Origin of the sequence: Neptuniibacter sp. QD48_11, assembly GCF_047778095.1 — a bacterium.
Taxonomy (GTDB): Bacteria; Pseudomonadota; Gammaproteobacteria; order Pseudomonadales; family Balneatricaceae; genus Neptuniibacter.
The window spans coordinates 1,237,718-1,257,218 of record NZ_CP180551.1; the positions used below are offsets into that span (position 1 = coordinate 1,237,718).

The 19,501-nt window shown below is 46.8% G+C and carries 6 protein-coding genes; 5 read left to right on the forward strand and 1 reads right to left on the reverse strand.

What is annotated here, in order from left to right:
- Nucleotides 1-229 precede the first annotated feature (229 nt).
- From ACMXYU_RS05630 to ACMXYU_RS05645, 4 genes are all read left to right on the forward strand, one after another.
- Nucleotides 230-12,364 carry a retention module-containing protein gene (locus ACMXYU_RS05630; protein ID WP_415900594.1) on the forward strand — a complete coding sequence of 4,045 codons (12,135 nt, stop codon included), beginning with the start codon at nt 230-232 and terminating at the stop codon, nt 12,362-12,364.
- 208 nt (nt 12,365-12,572) lie between these two features.
- On the forward strand, nt 12,573-14,006 hold the full coding sequence (locus tag ACMXYU_RS05635; RefSeq protein WP_415895839.1) for a Wadjet anti-phage system protein JetA family protein: 1,434 nt from the start codon (nt 12,573-12,575) through the stop codon (nt 14,004-14,006).
- Nucleotides 13,996-14,772, forward strand: coding sequence for a DUF4194 domain-containing protein (locus ACMXYU_RS05640; RefSeq protein WP_415900596.1), 777 nt, complete (start codon nt 13,996-13,998; stop codon nt 14,770-14,772). Before ACMXYU_RS05635 ends, ACMXYU_RS05640 begins: the two co-directional genes overlap by 11 nt.
- Complete coding sequence (locus tag ACMXYU_RS05645; RefSeq protein ID WP_415900598.1) at nt 14,769-18,212, forward strand: SbcC/MukB-like Walker B domain-containing protein; 3,444 nt, start codon at nt 14,769-14,771, stop codon at nt 18,210-18,212. Before ACMXYU_RS05640 ends, ACMXYU_RS05645 begins: the two co-directional genes overlap by 4 nt.
- Before the next feature lie 62 nt (nt 18,213-18,274).
- Here the strand turns inward: ACMXYU_RS05645 and ACMXYU_RS05650 are convergent, their stop codons facing one another.
- Nucleotides 18,275-18,961 carry a hypothetical protein gene (locus tag ACMXYU_RS05650; RefSeq protein ID WP_415900600.1) on the reverse strand — a complete coding sequence of 229 codons (687 nt, stop codon included), beginning with the start codon at nt 18,959-18,961 and terminating at the stop codon, nt 18,275-18,277.
- 172 nt (nt 18,962-19,133) lie between these two features.
- Between ACMXYU_RS05650 and ACMXYU_RS05655 the strand changes: the two genes are divergently transcribed.
- Nucleotides 19,134-19,499, forward strand: a complete 366-nt coding sequence (locus ACMXYU_RS05655; protein ID WP_415900602.1) for a hypothetical protein — start codon at nt 19,134-19,136, stop codon at nt 19,497-19,499.
- Nucleotides 19,500-19,501: the final 2 nt, after the last annotated feature.

The window sequence follows — 19,501 nt, forward strand, 5'->3', positions numbered from 1 at the left end:
GGGTTGATTATAGCGTAAACAATTTTGGCTGAAATTAGCTCAAATTATGTTCAGGTGAGATAAATTCAGCCTGTCTAAGGTGGTTTTTTGATTTCGAATAATTTGATCTAACTTATTAAAAACTAGAAAAAAATATATACCTGTACCTCGGTACAATAGTTTTTGTTTATTTGGGCATTTATAAAGGACAACAATCATCCAGAGATCTGTTTTCTAAGGAATAGTATATATGAATGTAATTGGTACAGTTTCGCTTCTGATTGGAAATGTAGTAGCTGTCAAGGCAGATGGTACAGAGAGGCTTCTTTCATTAGGGGAAGAAGTATATGCAGATGAAATGATACGAGTTGCTCCTGATGCGTCGATTGAGATTGCTATGGATGCAGGAGAACCTGTACGACTGGATGGTGGCCAAAATTGGTTGGCTAATGCTGAGACATATACAGAATCTAATAATTTTGATCTTTCTGAAGCAACGGCGGATGTAGAGTCGATTCAGGCAGCGATCTTAGCAGGTGCCGATCCTACAGCTGTATCGGAAGCAACTGCAGCAGGTGGTGATACGCAAGCAGGTGGTGAAGGTAATGAAGGCTCTTCAACAGTAAATATAGAGCGTACGGCTGAAGAAGTAGATCCTAATGCAGGTTATGAAACGGTAGGCTTTACACGGTCAGATGATACCCTTGAAGTATTTGAAGGAAGTGATGAACAACAAACCTCTGAAGCTCCTGAAGCTGATCCTATAACTTATACCTTTAAACTGTTTGTAGCGAATGAAGATGGAAGCGTATCAGAAGCTGCGTCTGAGATTAGTGAAGAGGGTGAGACCAGCGCTTATTATGTAGTACTTGCGGTAGGTGAAGATGGTCAGCCATTGGCGGACAAAGATCAGCCAACAGGTACGGTTGATGTGCGTTTTACGAATAACGGTGAAACTAGCGATGACGACTACACAATAAGTGGCACGCAAGCGACGATCGGTACAGTATTTAGCTCTACAGCAAGCAATGATGCCCTAGCGGATAACGGTGAAACGTTCACGGTTTCTTTGGTGGGTAACTACAGCGAAGAAGATGACTACGAAGCGATCACTTATGATGAAGCGACCGTCACTACAACGATCATCGATGAAACTTCGAATGACCCAGATAATACAGACGATAATGACAGTGCTTATACGTTCAAGCTATTTGCAGCGAATGCAGATGGTAGCGTATCAGAGGCTGCGTCTGAGATTAGTGAAGAGGGTGAGACCAGCGCATACTATGTAGTACTTGCGGTAGGTGAAGATGGTCAGCCATTGGTGGATGAAGATCAGCCAACAGGTACGGTTGATGTGCGTTTCACGAACAACGGCGAAACCAGCGATGACGACTACACAGTAAGTGGTACGGAAGCGACGATCGGTGAAGCATTTAGCTCTACAGCAAGCAATGATGCCCTGGCGGATAACGGTGAAACGTTCACGGTTGCTTTGGTGGGTAACTACAGCGAAGAAGGTGAGTACGAAGCGATCACTTATGATGCTGCTACAGTGACTACTACAATCACAGATGTGGATGCAGCGGTAACATTTGCAATCAACTCTACACCGTCGATTTCAGAAGAGTTGGAAGAGACAGCGACGTTCACCGTGACGCTGGGTGGCGATCCGCTTGTAGCGGGCAACACAGCTAGTGTTGCTATCACTCCAAGCGGTGATGCAACTTCAGATGAGGACTACAGTGACTTCGTAACAGCGATTACAACTGCGGCGAATAACACACAGGGTGTGAGCTACAGCAATGGTACGCTGACGTTTGACAGTACTTTTACCGGCTCTGATTTCAGCTTTGATGTAAGTGCGATCAATGACGATAACGTTGAAGGCACCGAGACGATCACGGCGACGTTAAGCGGCGAAAGTGTAGATCACGGTAGTGCGTCGATCACCACAGCGAGCACTGACACTGAGATCACAGAACTGGATGCAGCGGTAACATTTGCAATCAACTCTACACCGTCGATTTCAGAAGAGTTGGAAGAGACAGCGACGTTCACCGTGACGCTGGGTGGCGATCCGCTTGTAGCGGGCAACACAGCTAGTGTTGCTATCACTCCAAGCGGTGATGCAACTTCAGATGAGGACTACAGTGACTTCGTAACAGCGATTACAACTGCGGCGAATAACACACAGGGTGTGAGCTACAGCAATGGTACGCTGACGTTTGACAGTACTTTTACCGGCTCTGATTTCAGCTTTGATGTAAGTGCGATCAATGACGATAACGTTGAAGGCACCGAGACGATCACGGCGACGTTAAGCGGCGAAAGTGTAGATCACGGTAGTGCGTCGATCACCACGGCGAGCACTGACACTGAGATCACAGAACTGGATGCAGCGGTAACATTTGCAATCAACTCTACACCGTCGATTTCAGAAGAGTTGGAAGAGACAGCGACGTTCACCGTGACGCTGGGTGGCGATCCGCTTGTAGCGGGCAACACAGCTAGTGTTGCTATCACTCCAAGCGGTGATGCAACTTCAGATGAGGACTACAGTGACTTCGTAACAGCGATTACAACTGCGGCGAATAACACACAGGGTGTGAGCTACAGCAATGGTACGCTGACGTTTGACAGTACCTTTACCGGCTCTGATTTCAGCTTTGATGTAAGTGCGATCAATGACGATAACGTTGAAGGCACCGAGACGATCACGGCGACGTTAAGCGGCGAAAGTGTAGATCACGGTAGTGCGTCGATCACCACGGCGAGCACTGACACTGAGATCACAGAACTGGATGCAGCGGTAACATTTGCAATCAACTCTACACCGTCGATTTCAGAAGAGTTGGAAGAGACAGCGACGTTCACCGTGACGCTGGGTGGCGATCCGCTTGTAGCGGGCAACACAGCTAGTGTTGCTATCACTCCAAGCGGTGATGCAACTTCAGATGAGGACTACAGTGACTTCGTAACAGCGATTACAACTGCGGCGAATAACACACAGGGTGTGAGCTACAGCAATGGTACGCTGACGTTTGACAGTACTTTTACCGGCTCTGATTTCAGCTTTGATGTAAGTGCGATCAATGACGATAACGTTGAAGGCACCGAGACGATCACGGCGACGTTAAGCGGCGAAAGTGTAGATCACGGTAGTGCGTCGATCACCACGGCGAGCACTGACACTGAGATCACAGAACTGGATGCAGCGGTAACATTTGCAATCAACTCTACACCGTCGATTTCAGAAGAGTTGGAAGAGACAGCGACGTTCACCGTGACGCTGGGTGGCGATCCGCTTGTAGCGGGCAACACAGCTAGTGTTGCTATCACTCCAAGCGGTGATGCAACTTCAGATGAGGACTACAGTGACTTCGTAACAGCGATTACAACTGCGGCGAATAACACACAGGGTGTGAGCTACAGCAATGGTACGCTGACGTTTGACAGTACCTTTACCGGCTCTGATTTCAGCTTTGATGTAAGTGCGATCAATGACGATAACGTTGAAGGCACCGAGACGATCACGGCGACGTTAAGCGGCGAAAGTGTAGATCACGGTAGTGCGTCGATCACCACAGCGAGCACTGACACTGAGATCACAGAACTGGATGCAGCGGTAACATTTGCAATCAACTCTACACCGTCGATTTCAGAAGAGTTGGAAGAGACAGCGACGTTCACCGTGACGCTGGGTGGCGATCCGCTTGTAGCGGGCAACACAGCTAGTGTTGCTATCACTCCAAGCGGTGATGCAACTTCAGATGAGGACTACAGTGACTTCGTAACAGCGATTACAACTGCGGCGAATAACACACAGGGTGTGAGCTACAGCAATGGTACGCTGACGTTTGACAGTACTTTTACCGGCTCTGATTTCAGCTTTGATGTAAGTGCGATCAATGACGATAACGTTGAAGGCACCGAGACGATCACGGCGACGTTAAGCGGCGAAAGTGTAGATCACGGTAGTGCGTCGATCACCACGGCGAGCACTGACACTGAGATCACAGAACTGGATGCAGCGGTAACATTTGCAATCAACTCTACACCGTCGATTTCAGAAGAGTTGGAAGAGACAGCGACGTTCACCGTGACGCTGGGTGGCGATCCGCTTGTAGCGGGCAACACAGCTAGTGTTGCTATCACTCCAAGCGGTGATGCAACTTCAGATGAGGACTACAGTGACTTCGTAACAGCGATTACAACTGCGGCGAATAACACACAGGGTGTGAGCTACAGCAATGGTACGCTGACGTTTGACAGTACTTTTACCGGCTCTGATTTCAGCTTTGATGTAAGTGCGATCAATGACGATAACGTTGAAGGCACCGAGACGATCACGGCGACGTTAAGCGGCGAAAGTGTAGATCACGGTAGTGCGTCGATCACCACAGCGAGCACTGACACTGAGATCACAGAACTGGATGCAGCGGTAACATTTGCAATCAACTCTACACCGTCGATTTCAGAAGAGTTGGAAGAGACAGCGACGTTCACCGTGACGCTGGGTGGCGATCCGCTTGTAGCGGGCAACACAGCTAGTGTTGCTATCACTCCAAGCGGTGATGCAACTTCAGATGAGGACTACAGTGACTTCGTAACAGCGATTACAACTGCGGCGAATAACACACAGGGTGTGAGCTACAGCAATGGTACGCTGACGTTTGACAGTACTTTTACCGGCTCTGATTTCAGCTTTGATGTAAGTGCGATCAATGACGATAACGTTGAAGGCACCGAGACGATCACGGCGACGTTAAGCGGCGAAAGTGTAGATCACGGTAGTGCGTCGATCACCACGGCGAGCACTGACACTGAGATCACAGAACTGGATGCAGCGGTAACATTTGCAATCAACTCTACACCGTCGATTTCAGAAGAGTTGGAAGAGACAGCGACGTTCACCGTGACGCTGGGTGGCGATCCGCTTGTAGCGGGCAACACAGCTAGTGTTGCTATCACTCCAAGCGGTGATGCAACTTCAGATGAGGACTACAGTGACTTCGTAACAGCGATTACAACTGCGGCGAATAACACACAGGGTGTGAGCTACAGCAATGGTACGCTGACGTTTGACAGTACCTTTACCGGCCCTGATTTCAGCTTTGATGTAAGTGCGATCAATGACGATAACGTTGAAGGCACCGAGACGATCACGGCGACGTTAAGCGGCGAAAGTGTAGATCTCGGTAGTGTGTCGATCACCACAGCGAGCACTGACACTGAGATCACAGAACTGGATGCAGCGGTAACATTTGCAATCAACTCTACACCGTCGATTTCAGAAGAGTTGGAAGAGACAGCGACGTTCACCGTGACGCTGGGTGGCGATCCGCTTGTAGCGGGCAACACAGCTAGTGTTGCTATCACTCCAAGCGGTGATGCAACTTCAGATGAGGACTACAGTGACTTCGTAACAGCGATTACAACTGCGGCGAATAACACACAGGGTGTGAGCTACAGCAATGGTACGCTGACGTTTGACAGTACTTTTACCGGCTCTGATTTCAGCTTTGATGTAAGTGCGATCAATGACGATAACGTTGAAGGCACCGAGACGATCACGGCGACGTTAAGCGGCGAAAGTGTAGATCACGGTAGTGCGTCGATCACCACGGCGAGCACTGACACTGAGATCACAGAACTGGATGCAGCGGTAACATTTGCAATCAACTCTACACCGTCGATTTCAGAAGAGTTGGAAGAGACAGCGACGTTCACCGTGACGCTGGGTGGCGATCCGCTTGTAGCGGGCAACACAGCTAGTGTTGCTATCACTCCAAGCGGTGATGCAACTTCAGATGAGGACTACAGTGACTTCGTAACAGCGATTACAACTGCGGCGAATAACACACAGGGTGTGAGCTACAGCAATGGTACGCTGACGTTTGACAGTACTTTTACCGGCTCTGATTTCAGCTTTGATGTAAGTGCGATCAATGACGATAACGTTGAAGGCACCGAGACGATCACGGCGACGTTAAGCGGCGAAAGTGTAGATCACGGTAGTGCGTCGATCACCACGGCGAGCACTGACACTGAGATCACAGAACTGGATGCAGCGGTAACATTTGCAATCAACTCTACACCGTCGATTTCAGAAGAGTTGGAAGAGACAGCGACGTTCACCGTGACGCTGGGTGGCGATCCGCTTGTAGCGGGCAACACAGCTAGTGTTGCTATCACTCCAAGCGGTGATGCAACTTCAGATGAGGACTACAGTGACTTCGTAACAGCGATTACAACTGCGGCGAATAACACACAGGGTGTGAGCTACAGCAATGGTACGCTGACGTTTGACAGTACCTTTACCGGCTCTGATTTCAGCTTTGATGTAAGTGCGATCAATGACGATAACGTTGAAGGCACCGAGACGATCACGGCGACGTTAAGCGGCGAAAGTGTAGATCACGGTAGTGCGTCGATCACCACAGCGAGCACTGACACTGAGATCACAGAACTGGATGCAGCGGTAACATTTGCAATCAACTCTACACCGTCGATTTCAGAAGAGTTGGAAGAGACAGCGACGTTCACCGTGACGCTGGGTGGCGATCCGCTTGTAGCGGGCAACACAGCTAGTGTTGCTATCACTCCAAGCGGTGATGCAACTTCAGATGAGGACTACAGTGACTTCGTAACAGCGATTACAACTGCGGCGAATAACACACAGGGTGTGAGCTACAGCAATGGTACGCTGACGTTTGACAGTACTTTTACCGGCTCTGATTTCAGCTTTGATGTAAGTGCGATCAATGACGATAACGTTGAAGGCACCGAGACGATCACGGCGACGTTAAGCGGCGAAAGTGTAGATCACGGTAGTGCGTCGATCACCACAGCGAGCACTGACACTGAGATCACAGAACTGGATGCAGCGGTAACATTTGCAATCAACTCTACACCGTCGATTTCAGAAGAGTTGGAAGAGACAGCGACGTTCACCGTGACGCTGGGTGGCGATCCGCTTGTAGCGGGCAACACAGCTAGTGTTGCTATCACTCCAAGCGGTGATGCAACTTCAGATGAGGACTACAGTGACTTCGTAACAGCGATTACAACTGCGGCGAATAACACACAGGGTGTGAGCTACAGCAATGGTACGCTGACGTTTGACAGTACTTTTACCGGCTCTGATTTCAGCTTTGATGTAAGTGCGATCAATGACGATAACGTTGAAGGCACCGAGACGATCACGGCGACGTTAAGCGGCGAAAGTGTAGATCACGGTAGTGCGTCGATCACCACAGCGAGCACTGACACTGAGATCACAGAACTGGATGCAGCGGTAACATTTGCAATCAACTCTACACCGTCGATTTCAGAAGAGTTGGAAGAGACAGCGACGTTCACCGTGACGCTGGGTGGCGATCCGCTTGTAGCGGGCAACACAGCTAGTGTTGCTATCACTCCAAGCGGTGATGCAACTTCAGATGAGGACTACAGTGACTTCGTAACAGCGATTACAACTGCGGCGAATAACACACAGGGTGTGAGCTACAGCAATGGTACGCTGACGTTTGACAGTACTTTTACCGGCTCTGATTTCAGCTTTGATGTAAGTGCGATCAATGACGATAACGTTGAAGGCACCGAGACGATCACGGCGACGTTAAGCGGCGAAAGTGTAGATCACGGTAGTGCGTCGATCACCACGGCGAGCACTGACACTGAGATCACAGAACTGGATGCAGCGGTAACATTTGCAATCAACTCTACACCGTCGATTTCAGAAGAGTTGGAAGAGACAGCGACGTTCACCGTGACGCTGGGTGGCGATCCGCTTGTAGCGGGCAACACAGCTAGTGTTGCTATCACTCCAAGCGGTGATGCAACTTCAGATGAGGACTACAGTGACTTCGTAACAGCGATTACAACTGCGGCGAATAACACACAGGGTGTGAGCTACAGCAATGGTACGCTGACGTTTGACAGTACTTTTACCGGCTCTGATTTCAGCTTTGATGTAAGTGCGATCAATGACGATAACGTTGAAGGCACCGAGACGATCACGGCGACGTTAAGCGGCGAAAGTGTAGATCACGGTAGTGCGTCGATCACCACAGCGAGCACTGACACTGAGATCACAGAACTGGATGCAGCGGTAACATTTGCAATCAACTCTACACCGTCGATTTCAGAAGAGTTGGAAGAGACAGCGACGTTCACCGTGACGCTGGGTGGCGATCCGCTTGTAGCGGGCAACACAGCTAGTGTTGCTATCACTCCAAGCGGTGATGCAACTTCAGATGAGGACTACAGTGACTTCGTAACAGCGATTACAACTGCGGCGAATAACACACAGGGTGTGAGCTACAGCAATGGTACGCTGACGTTTGACAGTACTTTTACCGGCTCTGATTTCAGCTTTGATGTAAGTGCGATCAATGACGATAACGTTGAAGGCACCGAGACGATCACGGCGACGTTAAGCGGCGAAAGTGTAGATCACGGTAGTGCGTCGATCACCACAGCGAGCACTGACACTGAGATCACAGAACTGGATGCAGCGGTAACATTTGCAATCAACTCTACACCGTCGATTTCAGAAGAGTTGGAAGAGACAGCGACGTTCACCGTGACGCTGGGTGGCGATCCGCTTGTAGCGGGCAACACAGCTAGTGTTGCTATCACTCCAAGCGGTGATGCAACTTCAGATGAGGACTACAGTGACTTCGTAACAGCGATTACAACTGCGGCGAATAACACACAGGGTGTGAGCTACAGCAATGGTACGCTGACGTTTGACAGTACTTTTACCGGCTCTGATTTCAGCTTTGATGTAAGTGCGATCAATGACGATAACGTTGAAGGCACCGAGACGATCACGGCGACGTTAAGCGGCGAAAGTGTAGATCACGGTAGTGCGTCGATCACCACGGCGAGCACTGACACTGAGATCACAGAACTGGATGCAGCGGTAACATTTGCAATCAACTCTACACCGTCGATTTCAGAAGAGTTGGAAGAGACAGCGACGTTCACCGTGACGCTGGGTGGCGATCCGCTTGTAGCGGGCAACACAGCTAGTGTTGCTATCACTCCAAGCGGTGATGCAACTTCAGATGAGGACTACAGTGACTTCGTAACAGCGATTACAACTGCGGCGAATAACACACAGGGTGTGAGCTACAGCAATGGTACGCTGACGTTTGACAGTACCTTTACCGGCTCTGATTTCAGCTTTGATGTAAGTGCGATCAATGACGATAACGTTGAAGGCACCGAGACGATCACGGCGACGTTAAGCGGCGAAAGTGTAGATCACGGTAGTGCGTCGATCACCACAGCGAGCACTGACACTGAGATCACAGAACTGGATGCAGCGGTAACATTTGCAATCAACTCTACACCGTCGATTTCAGAAGAGTTGGAAGAGACAGCGACGTTCACCGTGACGCTGGGTGGCGATCCGCTTGTAGCGGGCAACACAGCTAGTGTTGCTATCACTCCAAGCGGTGATGCAACTTCAGATGAGGACTACAGTGACTTCGTAACAGCGATTACAACTGCGGCGAATAACACACAGGGTGTGAGCTACAGCAATGGTACGCTGACGTTTGACAGTACTTTTACCGGCTCTGATTTCAGCTTTGATGTAAGTGCGATCAATGACGATAACGATGAAGGCACCGAGACGATCACGGCGACATTGAGCGGAGAAAGTGTAGATCACGGTAGTGCGTCGATCACCACAGCGAGCACTGACACTGAGATTACAGATGCTGATTTTAATGCACCACCAGCTGCTGATGATGTTTCAACCCAATCTAATTTAAGTACAGATTCACTAGATGCTAATTTCCCAATTGGCAACTATGCATTTATCAAGAAAATCGATATAGGTGGTGGTCTTGATGGTGATCTGTCTGTCGCTGAAAATGATGAAACTGTAGGTGGTGATCCTGCTGATCTTGGGGGTTCTGATCTTGAAACTGCAGAAGATAGTCTGATCTTTAGTATAGATTCTCTTCCAAATTATGGTGACATCTATCTGCTTCAAGATGGAAGCTATATCAAACTTGATGCATCCGAAATTCAGAGTGATCAATTTAGCACATCAGATACTCTTTATTGGGTAGCTGAGCACGATCAAGTCTTAGAAAGTACGGGTAGTACTATTTCCTTCGATTTTACTCAAGGTTTTGATGCTGTTGCTGCTAGTAGTGCAGGCTTGGATGTTATTGCTTATGGTTTGGATGGTACCCAATCTTCTGTCACTCAAATTAATAATGACGGTTTAGGGGTTGATAGTGGCTCTGATGATCGAATCAATCAGATTGAGTATGCTGATGGCAATACTGAAACTCTGTTGTTTGATTTTGATCAACCTGTTACTAACGCAACGATTGGTGTTACTCACTTAATCAATAGCGAAAGTGGCGGTGAGATTGGCGTGGTTCATGCTTATTTGGACGGAGCTTTAGTTGGTACATGGACTTTCACAGCATCTAGTACAGCAGTTGCAGATTTCTCTCCTAGCAATGGAAATGTTGATACTACCTCTATTGGTAATAACAACGGTACTGGCAGTGCTTCATTTACTTTATCGGATATTGCATTTGATCAACTTCGTTTCGTTGGGACGGAGTATCAGAATGAGAATAGCCCATCCGATTCGAGTGATTATTACGTTGCTTCGTTGGCGTACGATCTTGTTGACGATGTTTCGTTTACTTATTCGGTTGAAGATGAAAAGGGTTTAACAAGCTCTTCAGCGACAGTAGCTATTGATGTTAACAGCGATACTCCTGTACCAACCGACTTGTCATCTACTGTAAAACCGTCTGTGTTTGAAGATGTTAAAGAGGTTGAAGAATCGCTATTGGCTTCATCTAGTCCAGTTATTGTCTCTGGTAACTTACTTGCCAATGATAATCTACTGGGCATCGATTCGGAGCTTACTCATATAGATGGTATTCGTGTTGATCCTACTGGCATTACCGTAATTACAACTGATATCGGTGAACTTACTGTTTATACAGATGATTTCAATGGTCGCTTGGCTGGTGATTATGACTACGAACTTACATCTACAACAGATGAGGGCGTTAATGATATCGACCAGTTTGCTTACACTGTAACCAACGTTAATGGTGCAGAGGCTTCAACTAATTTAACGATTAGAGTGATTGACGATGTACCTGTGGCGGTAAATGATTCTGACGCTGTTATAGATACCTCTGTAGTTGTAGAGGGTAATGTTCTATCCAACGATTATTTAAGTGTTGATGTAGATAATAAAGTTACTTCTGTGAATGGTAATCCGGTAAGTCCATCTGGTGATACCGTTATCCAAGGTGCTTATGGTGCGTTAACTATTGATGCCAATGGTGAATACAGCTACGAATATAACGCTACAAGTGAAACTATTCGAGTAAAGGTTAATGATACTCAGGGTGCCGTTATTTCAGCGTATTCTGATACTGAAAGTAGTTTTGCATTTGATTTGTACAATGCTGATGGTTCTCTAAACCTTAATCCGACCATTCAAAGTGACGTTTCCGTTTCTACTCATGGCTCGGCTAGCGCTAACAAACAGGGTTACGGTGTTGCTGATAATAACGGAGCTGCGACATTAGATAATGGTGAATATCTTGTATACGAGCTTTCTAAGGCTGTGTCTGGATCATTTACATTTGTCATTGGTCAATACAATGCTAATCAAACGGATCCTACTGATATTCAGTGGCAGGCGTTTGCTGCTGATGGGTCTCTAATAACCTATGGTGATATGTCTGGAGGTCAGTCAGTAAGCAATGGTACTTATACCGGTAGTGCTGAGGGTATTTCCGGTGAGGTTAAATATCTTGTGTTTACTATCACGGATCCTTCGGGTCAGGGTATAACGCTTACAGAGATTAGTTACGATTACTATCCGACTGGTATTGATTCATTCGAGTATGAAATTGAAGATGCTGATGGTGATACTTCATCTGCAGTTCTGAATATTACGTCTGACGATTATCTAGTAGGCGACAGTCTGGACAATGTTCTAGTTGCAGGTGATGGTGACGATATACTAATTGGACAAGCAGGAAACGATATTCTAACTGGTGGTGAAGGCGAGGATTTGTTTGTTTGGTCTAAGTCTGATCTTGGAGTTGATAACGCACCTGCTGCTGATCAGATTGTTGATTTCAACACTTCGGAAAATGATGTGATCGATCTATCGGATGTACTGTCTGATGGTTCGCATGTTATCTCTGCAGTAGAGAATGTTGATGGCAATCTACAGTTGCAGATCACTGATGCATCTAGCTCTAATGTTGTTCAGACTATCGACTTGAACAACGTTGCAGCGGATACAGATGTAGCAGCGCAACTACAGCAGCTTCTTGATAACAACAACATCGATGATGGTATCAACTAATAATCGATAGAGTTATCAACTAGTTAAAAGCACCCTTTATGGGTGCTTTTTTGTTTTCTAGGGGAAGATGAATTCCCGTCTATATTCAACTACGAATATAGTGGATTTAACCCTTATCCCTAGTCCAATTTTCCGCTAGAATCGGTTCCTATTACCTTATAAAAATAGAACCCTGTTCACGGGTTTAAAGACCGCGGATTAACGCTGAATGCTGTTTAATAAACTTCCTGATAACTTGTTTTTGCCTTTATCCGGGCAGAATCGACAGGTTTATCAGGCTGTACTTATCTCATTGGCCGACCTGTTCTTTGACGAAGATTTGGTTGACCCGTTTGTACCTAAGGATTTGGTACGTTCAACGATCGAAGGGGCGGTAATTCGTCTAGGTGTTCGTCGTTGGGAACCAGAAGAGGATGATTCTGAAGAGGATCAGCAAGAACCTCCTCGTTCAACTGCCGAATATACCAGTCGCATCTATCGTCGCTTGGTTTCTACTGGGTGGTTGGAAGAGGAGCAGCGTATCTATCGCAGTTATGTCCTGCTATCTCCTGCGAATAGCTTCCTGTTACGTACTCTGGTTTCGATTGCGAACCTAGAGAAGCGTAGCTACGGCGGTGCGGTTCTTAACGTATTGAGTTCGTTAGAATCTGCGATCAATGATCCTCAAGGGCGTGGTATTACTTTATCAGAAGCGGCTCAAACAGCAGCTGATTTCAGCGCCCACCTTACAGATATGATGCTTGGCCTGCGTGAGCTAAAGATCAATCTGTCGCAAACCAATAACCCGCAAGAGATTGTACGTAACTTCTTTGATCGATTCGTAGAGCATATCTTGGTTTCAGACTATAAAACCCTGAAAACCAAAAATAACCCGTTCCGATTCCGTCAACAGATTTTATCTCTATTGCGAGAGTTACAGTTTGATACAGTCAAACTGGAACAGTTGATCATGCACTATCAAGAGCAGTTTGAAGTTGATATTCATGATGCTGAAGCGCGCGTGCATCAACATATCAACCGTATTATCCGTATCTTCGAATCAGTGGATCAGCGCTTAGCGATCATTGACGATTTCCGCTACAAGTTGGAAAAACGTGTATCTGACACTGTTCGCTACATGGATAAAACGACGCCGGGTATGGCTTCACGTCTATCCCGCGTAATCGCTCAAATCAGCGAAAAAGATGGCCGCGAAATCCCACGTATCCAAACTTTGGATACAGTTGGTTTCCTTGCGCCGGGTAGTGTTCGTGCGCCGGTTAAACGTCGCACCATTGCAGAACCTCAAGTTATTACGCGTAAAGAGATCGATCCAAAAGTTCTACAGCTTCGCCAACTCTTTAAGGAATACAAAGAGCGTCGTGAAGTTAAAGTTGATCGTATAGAAGCGTATTTAGAACGCCATCTGATTGGTCGTGAAAAGATTAACGCCTCCGATTTCGAGATCAGCTCGATCGAAGATTACATCTGCTTTAGTTACGTCCGCCACCTGAAATCATTAGGTAAGAAAGCGCGTAAGACGAGCGAGCAGTATGAGATTAAATTCCAGGAAAATTACGTGAACGTTGCCGACATGGTTGAGTGTCGTGATTTTTATATAACTAGAAAAGATCATTCAAAGGAAGTTTCAAATGCTAGGTGATCTGCAGAAAATTATCGGTCGCAGCGATCAGTATCAAGCCAGCGATTTTAGCCGTGCGGCGAATCAACTGCTGACCAATCAGTTCCTATATGCGGAGCGTCCTGGGCACCGTGAAAGCTATTTTCTAGTTTCTTCGCATGTAGACTACTTTACTAATCTTTTTGAAGCGATCGGCTGGTCTTTTATCCATCAGCCTGATGAAGCTTATATGGGTATCATCCCTAAAGGTGAAGAGCGCTTTATGCGTTTACGCTTGGATGAATCCTTGTTGCTGCTTTGCATTCGTCAGCAGTATGAACAGCGCTTAGAAAGTTTCGAAGTGGAAGCAGGGCAGGCATACACCAGCACTGACGAACTGCTTACGGTTTATGAAAACCTAACGCGTAAAGAGATTCCAAACGAAACGCGTTTGAAAGAGATCCTTTCCTTGTTCTCTCGTCACGGTGTTATCGAACGCGGTAAGCCAGATGAGATGGAACCTAAGAATATCCCGCTTAAGATTAATCCAGTAATCCGCCAAGTTGTGGTTGAAGACTTTATTCGTCAGCTTGAAGGCCTTTGTGAGTCCAACGAGCAAGATGGTGAAGTTGTATTGGATATGGATGAAGTCGCGGAAGCAGCGGTAGAGCCTGCTGAAGAAAACAACGAAGATGTCTCAGAAACAAAAGTTGAAGCAGAAGTAGAAGCTGCTGACGAAACATCTGAAGAGCTAAACGAAGCAGTCGCTGAAACGGCAGAAGAAAAAGAAGAGGTACCAGCTGAATGAAGCAGCTAAATCGTATTATTCTGGTTAACTGGTACGTTCTTGGTGCTGTAGAGATACCGATTAAAGGTAACGTTGCGGTTGTCGGTCCAAACGGTTCTGGTAAATCATCCCTATTGGATGCGATCCAAACAGTATTGATGGGTGGTAACAAGCGTCACTTGAGCTTCAACGCATCGGCGGGTGAAAAGAGTGAGCGTAGCCTTCGTACTTACTGCCTTGGTTTTCTTGATGACGACGGTAAAAAGAATACTGCACGTCATGATTCCCTTTGTTATTTGGCATTGAGTTTCTTCGATACTGAAACTGCTAAAGAAACGACGGTTGGCGTAGCGATTAGTGCATCTACTGCGTCTGCTGATGAAGATGTTCTAGGTCGTTTTATTCTTCCAGATTGCTCTGTATCCCTAGACGACTTTACCGAGAAAACAGGTGAAGGCCGTCTACCTAAAGCTTGGGATCAAGTTCGCGATCATCTCTACAAGCAGTGCCCAGATATGATTCTGGAAAAGCGTTCTAGCCGTTTTGTTCGTGAATTGGTAACGCACCTGAGTTACGACCCAGAGATGCCAAACGATGACGATAAGTTTGTTAAGAACTTTAAGAACGCGCTTAAGTTCGTGCCAATCGACAGCCCTACACGCTTTATTCGTGAGTTTGTTCTAGACGAAAACATTGTCCATGTCGGTGCATTCCGTAAGTCTCTTGATGAATACCGCGCGATGGAAACTAAGACGCGCGAAGTAGCGAACCGAATCGGTGAGCTAGAGAAAGTACAAGAGCTTTGTAATGGTATTCAGCGCAATGTGAAAAACGCTGCAGAATACGAGTGGGTTGTTCACGAAACACGATTTGAAAATGCAGACCTTAAAAAAGAGGATGCTGCAGAGCGCTTGGAAGATAACCAAGCGAAAGAGGAACAAGTTCAGGTGGATCTGGAGAAGAAGAGTGAAGAACTCAACCAGATTATGCAGAACTTGGCCGAAGCCCGTGCAGAGCTAAATACTTCTGATTCAGCTCACAAAGTTAAGGCGCTTGAGTCGTCTATCACAGCTAAAACACACGAAATTAATGTTGTGAAAGAGCGTATTCAGGGCGTTTATAACCTGATGCGTACTACCGTAGGTTTTGCTGAAAACAGCGAACTGCTACCTGAGAAATTCCGTCCTGTTGTTGAACAGTGTGTAGAACAGTGGCGTTCTGGTCAGGACATTATGGCGGATCTATGGCCACAATCTCCTGTAGAAGTTGATAACGTTCTAGAAAGCCTAAAACTTCAGGTTGAAGGTGTTCGCCGTGATATCGCGCGTCGTTATGAGCACTCGGTTATTCGTATCAATGAACTGCGTTCTGAGATCCAGAACCAGAAGAGTGCCGTTGAAGCGCTAAAGCAAGGTCATGCACCGGTTCGTCGTAACACTCGCGAGTTGATGGAGCTGTTACAAGAGTACGGCATTGAGTCCACGCCGATCTGTGAACTAGCGGATATCAACGATGACAAATGGCGAATTGCGATTGAGTCTTTCCTAGGTGCGCGCCGTGAAGCGCTAATCGTCGATCCAGATCGTGTGAAAGAAGCGATCACACTTTACCGTCGTAAAGGTCGCCACCTTAAAGGTTGCCGTATCGTTAATACGACCAAATCTGGTGACTGGCTAAACCGTTATAAAGCGGGCTCACTGGCTTATTTCATCGATACTGAAAATGATCATGCTCGTGCCTATATGAACCGTGCACTAGGCGGCGTGATGGCGGTTGAGACTGAAACCGAACTACTGCGTCACGAGCGTGCATTAACTTATGACTGCATGTTGCAGACAGAAGGTTCGACAACGGCGATCAACGAACAGCAGCCTATAATGGGTATTCGTCGTCGTTCTGACCAAGCTGCGCTACAAGGTAAGCAGGTTGATCAGCTGGTTTCTGAATTCACGCAGCTGGGTAAAAATCACGATACATTGGAAAAACTACGTGATGCGTTAATTACGCTGAACAACGGTTTGGACAATGTGAACGAACGTGTATTCGACTTGGTTAACCAGCGTGAACAGCTTGATACAGAGATCGAAGGTCAGCGTCAGGCGATCACCGATCTGCGTAACCAAGATGATACTGGTGTTCAACAGCGTATTGCTGATCTAGTAGCTGAACAGAAATCTACTGAGCAGATGCAACGTAGCTTGATGGATAAGCTTCAGAAAGTACGTACGTCCATCATCAAAGATACAGCAGCGCTAGAAGTATTCGACCAAGAGCTAGAAGAGCACGCAACTGCACGTACTACTTGTGAAGAGAAGGGCGAGTTTGATGCGCAATCTGCGCAGGAAAAACGCGATTACCTAGATGAATCATGTTCTGGTGAACTAGAGCGTATTATCTTTGAAGCAGCGAAAAAGGCTCAGTCCGAATTGTCTCTGCACGAGAAGAAGAAAAACGCTGTTCGCGATGGTGTTGCCCAGTACAAAGCGAAATACCATGGCGGTGGCTTAAGCCATCAGCAACTAGATAAAGTTACACCGGATTCTACGCACGAAGAGCTATCTGCATTTGTAGATGAAACCGTTCAAGCGCTTAAAGATTCTGAGCTGGCGAACTACAGTCAGAAAGCAGAGCGTGCGCGTCTGGAAGCAGAAACTGCATTTAGATCTGACTTTGTTGCGCACTTGAACGATCAGATCAACAAGATCAAAGATCTTATTCGTGAGCTTAACCAACACCTTAAAGGCCGTCCGTTCCATAAAGAGATGTATAGCTTCGACATGATGCCGAACCCAGAATTGAAAGATATTTTGGAACTGGTAGAAGCTTACACTCAGATGGATTCAGCGAACGTTGGCTCTCTATTTGATCTGAAATTTGATAGCGATAAGCCTCATAAAGATGCACTGGCTAAGATTCACGAAGTGCTTAAAGATGAAGGTGAGAGCAGCCTGTTGCAGGATTACCGTAACTTCTACAACTTCGAATTGGTTGTAAAAGATCTCGACGGTAACCGTAAAACAACCCTGACTCAGCGTATCAAAACCGGTTCCGGTGGTGAGCACCAAGTACCGTTCTACGTGGCAATTGCTGCAGCCCAAGCTGCAACATACCGACTACGCGAAGGTAATGATGGCAATCCACTAGGTGGTATGAGCCTGTCTGTATTCGACGAAGCCTTCAATAAACTGGATTCTGAGAACACAGTAACCTCTCTAGGCTTCATGAGTGATCTAGGTTTACAGACAATTATCGCTGCACCGGATGAGAAGTACTCACTACTAAGTTCTTGTATGGATACCATTATCAACGTATGCCGTGATGGTCGTATCGTAGACTTGGATGTTGAGTTCCCAACGCTTCAAGGGCGTGAACTTCTAAACTCTGACAACCCACTGAAAATGATGGCTGAGTTGGAAGCAGAAGATCAAGACGAGCAGGAGCTTGAGCCAGAACCGGCTTAATACTCTCGGAATAAAAAGGCGCTTCGGCGCCTTTTTTATTGGCTGGAATGTATCACCGAATATTAGCTAGATGTCTTTAAGCGTGGTTTCGGCCAAGCAAGCTTAGGGATCAGACTGATAAATGGTTGCTTGCCGCGGAAGATATGCAACCGGCCTTTATGTATCTGACCGATGCATTGCTCAACAGGGTCGAGCAAAATCATCATAATCGTACTGATGCTCGGCGGCGGAGCCCCGGCATTTTGCTTACTGCCCGGTAGAGCTTTAACTTCATTTTGAAGACTAGAGAACTGCTGATGGCTAATGAGTTTTGCCAACGACTGAGCGTCCCATATATCAGGCTGCGCCATTAAGGGCTCAAGTAAACCGAGCGTATTTGGAGATACAAGGCAGCGCTCACGGCTAAAGTACTTTCGAACACTCAGATCGGTATGGACTTTAAGTAGGGAGTTATCGCGAACATTACTGTCGAACGCCATCTGCTCCAGACCACTCAAAATTGCATTTAGATCCCAATTACAGCCTTTTATTAAGCGCCAGACAGGTTCCATGCTAGTACGCGAACCTAGGCTGTATTTCACCGCATCATGAATCAATGTGGCTTTAGGTAGTAGAGTGATCTTTAGAAAGGTCGTCTGAAAATCGACCAAGCATTCAGGGCTTTCAATAAAGCAGTATGGCAGTTCACGGCGGCAGAACGCCATCCACTGATCGCGCGAGTTAAGTTGTTGTAATACAGGAATAATCACAGAATTAACTCAATAAAACAGTTTCGTTCGACTAGCCAAAGGTAGTAAGCTAAAAAGCTACCTCAACAGAGGGTAAACTTCATCTCTTTACCCCTATCAGGTGATCAATCAACTGTTATGATGGGTCTAATAATTTATAGCCCGAGTATAACCAAAGCTAAGGATAAGAACCATGAAGTTGCTTAACCGTTCAGCATTTGTTGTTTTACCGCGACAGCCATTTGCAGACTGGACTAATAGTTTAGATGTGGATGCAGACGGTTTACACCAGTGCTTAACTCTAGACGAGCAGCGTAGGGAAGGCACCGTTTATCTGGTTGATGAAGTCAGCACGGAAGAGGATTTCTCTAAAGCGCTGGAAACTCATTGGCAATCTATTTTCGAAAGCGAGCTTTCTGCTTGGGATGAGTTGGGTGATCATTGGCCGCGTGAAATTAGCTTTGCTAACTTTCAAGAATGGTTTGATGTCTATCCGCAAATCATGGCGTTGGATTTAGCTAAACAGCCATTAATGATGGCAAATTTGGAAGATGTATAGCC

What these genes read in the sequence shown, in the direction of transcription:
- ACMXYU_RS05630 (WP_415900594.1), top strand. Translation starts at nt 230, where the DNA reads ATGAATGTAATTGGTACAGTTTCGCTTCTGATTGGAAATGTAGTAGCT.
- ACMXYU_RS05635 (WP_415895839.1), top strand. Translation starts at nt 12,573, where the DNA reads ATGCTGTTTAATAAACTTCCTGATAACTTGTTTTTGCCTTTATCCGGG.
- ACMXYU_RS05640 (WP_415900596.1), top strand. Translation starts at nt 13,996, where the DNA reads ATGCTAGGTGATCTGCAGAAAATTATCGGTCGCAGCGATCAGTATCAA.
- ACMXYU_RS05645 (WP_415900598.1), top strand. Translation starts at nt 14,769, where the DNA reads ATGAAGCAGCTAAATCGTATTATTCTGGTTAACTGGTACGTTCTTGGT.
- ACMXYU_RS05655 (WP_415900602.1), top strand. Translation starts at nt 19,134, where the DNA reads ATGAAGTTGCTTAACCGTTCAGCATTTGTTGTTTTACCGCGACAGCCA.